The sequence below is a fragment of the Streptomyces sp. NPDC055078 genome (assembly GCF_053607985.1).
The window spans coordinates 1-4,753 of the sequence record NZ_JBSGUP010000632.1 but is presented as its reverse complement, the minus strand read 5'-3'; the positions used below and the strand labels follow the sequence as shown (position 1 = coordinate 4,753).

General features: G+C 72.7%; 5 protein-coding genes. All 5 read right to left on the bottom strand.

Annotation, left to right across the window (positions count from 1 at the left end; translation table 11 throughout):
• Window positions 1-303: 303 nt before the first annotated feature.
• Window positions 304-1,332: a glycoside hydrolase family 6 protein gene (locus tag ACWF94_RS33680; RefSeq protein ID WP_453497369.1), complete on the bottom strand. Its 1,029-nt coding sequence runs from the start codon at window positions 1,330-1,332 to the stop codon at window positions 304-306.
• 225 nt (window positions 1,333-1,557) lie between these two features.
• Window positions 1,558-2,253: a class F sortase gene (locus ACWF94_RS33675; RefSeq protein WP_453497366.1), complete on the bottom strand. Its 696-nt coding sequence runs from the start codon at window positions 2,251-2,253 to the stop codon at window positions 1,558-1,560.
• Between the two features lies 1 nt (window position 2,254).
• Window positions 2,255-2,917: a hypothetical protein gene (locus ACWF94_RS33670; protein WP_453497364.1), complete on the bottom strand. Its 663-nt coding sequence runs from the start codon at window positions 2,915-2,917 to the stop codon at window positions 2,255-2,257.
• A gap of 251 nt (window positions 2,918-3,168) precedes the next feature.
• Entirely contained in the window at window positions 3,169-3,948 is a 780-nt protein-coding gene (locus tag ACWF94_RS33665) for an HAD-IIA family hydrolase (protein WP_453497361.1), read from the bottom strand.
• A 254-nt stretch (window positions 3,949-4,202) separates the two neighbouring features.
• Window positions 4,203-4,753, bottom strand: a 551-nt coding sequence (locus ACWF94_RS33660; RefSeq protein ID WP_453497358.1) for a hypothetical protein, incomplete at its 5' end; no start/stop codon positions are given.

Here is a 4,753-nt window from a genome sequence, read left to right as displayed (position 1 = left end):
GCCCGTACCCGGGCGATGACTGCCCCCACAGGGGCTACCCGGTGCTCCCGGCGAGGCGGCCGTGCGGGCCAACGGCTTCCCGCGGGCCGACTCCCTCAGCGAGACCGGCAGCACGCGGGCGCGGCTCCCCGACGGGAGGTTTCTCGGCGAGACCGGCCGGCTGCGGGGGGCGACTCCCCGCCGGGCGGCCACCTGGCGCTCCCGCTCCCCGCGAGCGCTCGCACGCGGGGACCGACTTCCCCGGCCGGAGGCCACCTGGCGCTCGCGCGACGGGCAGCACACGGCCACCAACCCAGCCGGAGGCTACTTCGCGTTCTCCGCGAGGCCGAGCGCGTACTCCGGCCACCACTCGCCCGCCTTGGGCCCGCCCTTGCAGTCGCCGTCCGACTCACCCGGGCGCTTGATCCACAGATAGGCGTCCACCAGCGGATCACCGGTCTTGGTGGTGGGCACCTCGCCGAGCGCGCGGCCGGGCGGGTTGCACCAGTTCTCCTTGGGGTCGCCGTCGGTGTACGGGCCGTTGCCGTTGCGGCTGGTGTCGATGACGAAGGGCTTGCCGCCGATCTTCGCGGAGAGCTTCTTGCCGAACTCCTTGCTCGCGGCGGTCGGATAGAAGTTGGAGACATTGACGGAGAAGCCGTCGGCCTTGTCGACTCCGGCCCGCCGCAGCGGCTCGTAGAGCGCGTCGGGCTGCGACCAGCCGGCATTGCCCGCGTCCAGATAGACCTTGGTGTTCGGCTGCTGCTTCAGCCGCTCGACCGCGCCCTTGAGCAGGGCGTACCGCTCCTCGTGGAACTCCTGGGGCGTACAGCTGTCGACCAGGTGCAGCACCGCGTCCGGCTCCAGGATCACCGTGGCGGGCCGGTCCCCGATGCCCTTGGCCACCTGGTCGACCCAGTCGCGGTAGACGTTTCCGTCGGCAGCGCCGCCCTGGGAGAACTGTCCGCAGTCGCGGTGCGGGATGTTGTAGAGCACCAGCAGCGCGTCCCGGTCGGCCTTGGCCGCCGCCTCGGTGAGCTTCCTGGTCTCCTGCTCGGCATCGTCGGGAAGGATCCACTGGGCGACCGGCTGCCCGGCTATCTTCTGGATCTGCTCGGCCTTCTTGTCGTCGCCGGCCTTACGGTATTCGGCGACCTGCCGGGCCGCGTTCCCCTCGGGGTTGACCCAGTACGGGTCGGTCTCCTTGGGCTGCTGGCGCACCTTCGCCTGCTCGTCCTTGCCGCCGCCGTCGCCTTCGCCGCCGCCGTTCCCGTCGGAGGTGCAGCCTGCGAGCAGCAGCACCGCCGCCCCCGCCAGTCCCGCCACGGCACGCCCGTTCCGACTCCCGTACATTTCGCATCCCCCTTGGCCGTACTGATCCGAGGCCGTCCTTGAGCCTCCCCGCCCCTGGACAAGACCGGTCGAATCCATCCTGGCACACACCGGTCACGGCACCACGAGAACTGCCTCACTTCCTGAACCGGCACAAACGGAGGGCGACCGGGCCGCGACACGGTGTCATACGCGCACCGGACCCGGCCCGTTCACCACCTGGAGCGGCGAGACCTGATGGCCCGGTCACCCCGGGGCCGCTGCCGCCGCCGGGCCCTTCACGGCCGTGAGATACGCGGAGACGACGACATTGGCCGTATAGCTGCCGCTCTCGCGGTCGAAGGTCCCGCCGCAGGTGATCAGCCGCAGCTCCGCCCGCCCGGCCACGCGCTGCCCGTAGACCTTGCGCGCGTCGAAGCGGTCCCGCCCGAAGACCCGTACATCGTCGACGGTGAACTCGGCGACCGAGCCGTCGGTCCTGCCCACCCGCACCTTCGCGCCGGGGCGCACGGCGCTCAGACCGTAGAAGACGGCTCGTTCGGTCTTGGTGTCCACATGGCCGACCAGCAGGGACGCTCCCGGTGCGCCCGGCTGTGTACCGCCGCGGTACCAGCCGACCGTCTGAGCCGTCGCGTACGGCGGCGGGTCGATCGCGCCCGACGCGTCCAGGCCGCGCGGGACGACGGGGGCGGCGACCCCGATGGAGGGGATGTCCACCCGGCGGGGTCTCGCGGGCTTCACCGGGGTGTGGGCGCGCGGCAGCGGCACCGCGAGGGGCCGTCCCACCGCGGCGACATCGCCGGTGGTGGGCGCGGAGTTGCCGCCGGGGCCGCCCGCGGCGTCACGGCCCCAGCCCCAGAGCCCGAGCAGCAGCACCGCGCAGACCACTCCGGTGAGCAGCCTGCCGATCCCGGTCCCGGTACATCCTTCCGCGGACGACATCTCAGTCGGTGCCCGTACGACGGCGGCGGCGCGCGCTGCGGAAGGCCACGGCGACCGCCGCAACGCCCGCGAGCACCAGCCCGATCACCGTGTGCGGGGTGCCGGGACCCGCGCTGTCGGCGCCGTCGCCGTGTCCGGCCGCGAGGGCCGCCGTACCGCCGCCGCCCGCCCGGACGGGCGCGGTGGGCGCCGCCCCGGACCCCCAGCCCGATGAGCCGGCCGATGAGCCGGCGCCGGCTCCCCTGCCCTGCGAGACGGTCGAGTCGCCCGAGCCGCCCGGCACCCGGATCACGCCGTTCGTACTGTGCCCGTGGCCGTCACAGATGATGATGACGGGGTAGCTGCCGGAGGCGCCTGGCTTGACCTCGGCCCGTGCGACCAGTTCGCCCCCCTTCCCCTGGGCGCCCCCGCCGCCGGAGCGCGGATAGAGCTGCGCGCCCGCGGCGAACGCCCTGGTCTTGGCGGCCCCGGTGGCCGCCTCGCAGCCCCGGACCCGGATCTCCACCTCATCCCCGATTCCGGCGCTGGCCGGGCTGACCGTCACGGTGACGGAGTCATGGGCGTACGCGGCGGTGGCCGCGGGCGCCAGAACGAGCGCGGCGGGTGCCACGGTGAGTACGACGGCCGCGCCTACGACACGGAGAGCAATCGATCTGCGACGCATAGTGAACCTCCTGGTACCGAAAGATTCACGTGTGCGCGACCGATCCGCATCCGCAGGCGCGACCGGCTCAATGGCGTCCCTCGCCGACCTGCCCCGATGCGCGGATGGCAGGGTGACGGCGGACGCCGTTGGAGTGGCGGGACGCGCGGGCAGCGGCCGGGCCACGGGACGACAGCGAGGGGACCGACCGTCGGCACGGTCTTAAGACAGCCGTCGGCGGCACACTGGCCGGACGGGCGTCCACGCAGTCGTCAGATCCGCTCGACGAGGTCCGCGATCGAGTCGACCACGGTGGACGGGCGGAACGGATAGCGGTCGATGTCGACGGGGGTCGTCACCCCGGTCAGTACCAGGAACGTCTCCATGCCCGCCTCAAGCCCGGCCAGGACGTCCGTGTCCATCCGGTCCCCGATCATCGCGCTGGTCTCGGAGTGCGCGCCGATGGCGTTCAGCCCGGTACGCATCATCAGCGGGTTCGGCTTGCCCGCGAAGTACGGGTCCTTGCCGGTCGCCTTGGTGATCAGCGCGGCCACCGAACCGGCGGCGGGCAGCGGCCCCTCCGTGGACGGACCCGTCTCGTCCGGGTTGGTGCAGATGAACCTGGCCCCACCGCTGATCAGCCGGATCGCCTTGGTGAGGGCTTCGAAGCTGTACGTACGGGTCTCGCCGAGCACCACATAGTCGGGGTCGTGGTCGGTGAGCACATACCCGATGTCGTGCAGGGCGGTGGTCAGCCCCGCCTCGCCGATGACATACGCCGTACCGCCCGGCCGCTGGTCGTCCAGGAACTGGGCGGTGGCGAGCGCGGAGGTCCAGATGTTCTCCACCGGCACGGCCAGGCCCATCCGGGCGAGCCGGGCGTGCAGATCGCGCGCGGTGTAGATGGAGTTGTTCGTCAGCACCAGGAAGGGCTTGCCGGTGTCCCGGAGCTTCCTGAGGAACGCGTCGGCGCCGGGGATCGGCACACCCTCATGGATCAGGACTCCATCCATGTCGGTGAGCCAGGATTCGATCGGCTTGCGCTCTGCCATCAGAGGGGGCTCCTGCCGTGCGCGGCGTACGGATACGCGGGGTGCGGGGGCGCCGGAGGCACGGCACTGTGTCACCCCGGCACCAACAGCCTACGGGCTGCCCCGTCACCACTGACCGGCGCGAGTCCCCGGTCGGCGCGAGTCCCCGGCGGGTGGGAGTCCCTGACCGGAGCGAGTCCCCGGCCGACGCGAGTCCTGACCGGTGCGAGTCCCTGTCCGCCGGTCCCGGTATGTCTCGCTTCCCGCCGTCGCCCTCAGGGGCGGCCGGAGTTCAGCCTCCTCGACACCAGCGCCAGGACCCCCGCGCCGAGCAGGACCGTACCGAGGGCGGCGCCGAGGCGGAACGGGGAGACGCTGCCGGTGGTGGCGAGTTCGTCGCGGCCGGCGGTGGCTCCGGGGCCGTGTTCGCCGGGGACGGTGAAGTGGTGGTCGCCGGACTCGCCGACCCAGTCGCCGTCGTCGCCCCGGCGCTGGACGATCGCCGCGTTGACCGTGACCTCGTTGGCCGGGGTGCCGGCGGCGAGCGCGAGCCGGACCCGGACGGTGACGGTGGAACGCGCGGGCACGGCGAAGCCACGGCCGGCCCGGGAGCTGTCGCCGGGATCACCCGGCTCGCCGTCGAGGACCGCGACCACCTCGTCCTCGGTGGTGGTCTCCAGAACCGAGGGCCGCCAGCGCGAGGCGCCCTCGTCGTAGAACTCCACCCTCAGCCGGGCCGGGGTGAGCCCCGGTTCGGCTCCGGCGAAGACGATCACGGGGTGGACATCGCGGCAGGCCCGGTCGGTGGTGTTGGTGAGATCCACCG

Excerpts from the sequence above, each read along its gene's own strand:
- ACWF94_RS33675 (WP_453497366.1), bottom strand. The coding sequence starts at position 2,253 with ATGTCGTCCGCGGAAGGATGTACCGGGACCGGGATCGGCAGGCTGCTC.
- ACWF94_RS33680 (WP_453497369.1), bottom strand. The coding sequence starts at position 1,332 with ATGTACGGGAGTCGGAACGGGCGTGCCGTGGCGGGACTGGCGGGGGCG.
- ACWF94_RS33665 (WP_453497361.1), bottom strand. The coding sequence starts at position 3,948 with ATGGCAGAGCGCAAGCCGATCGAATCCTGGCTCACCGACATGGATGGA.
- ACWF94_RS33670 (WP_453497364.1), bottom strand. The coding sequence starts at position 2,917 with ATGCGTCGCAGATCGATTGCTCTCCGTGTCGTAGGCGCGGCCGTCGTA.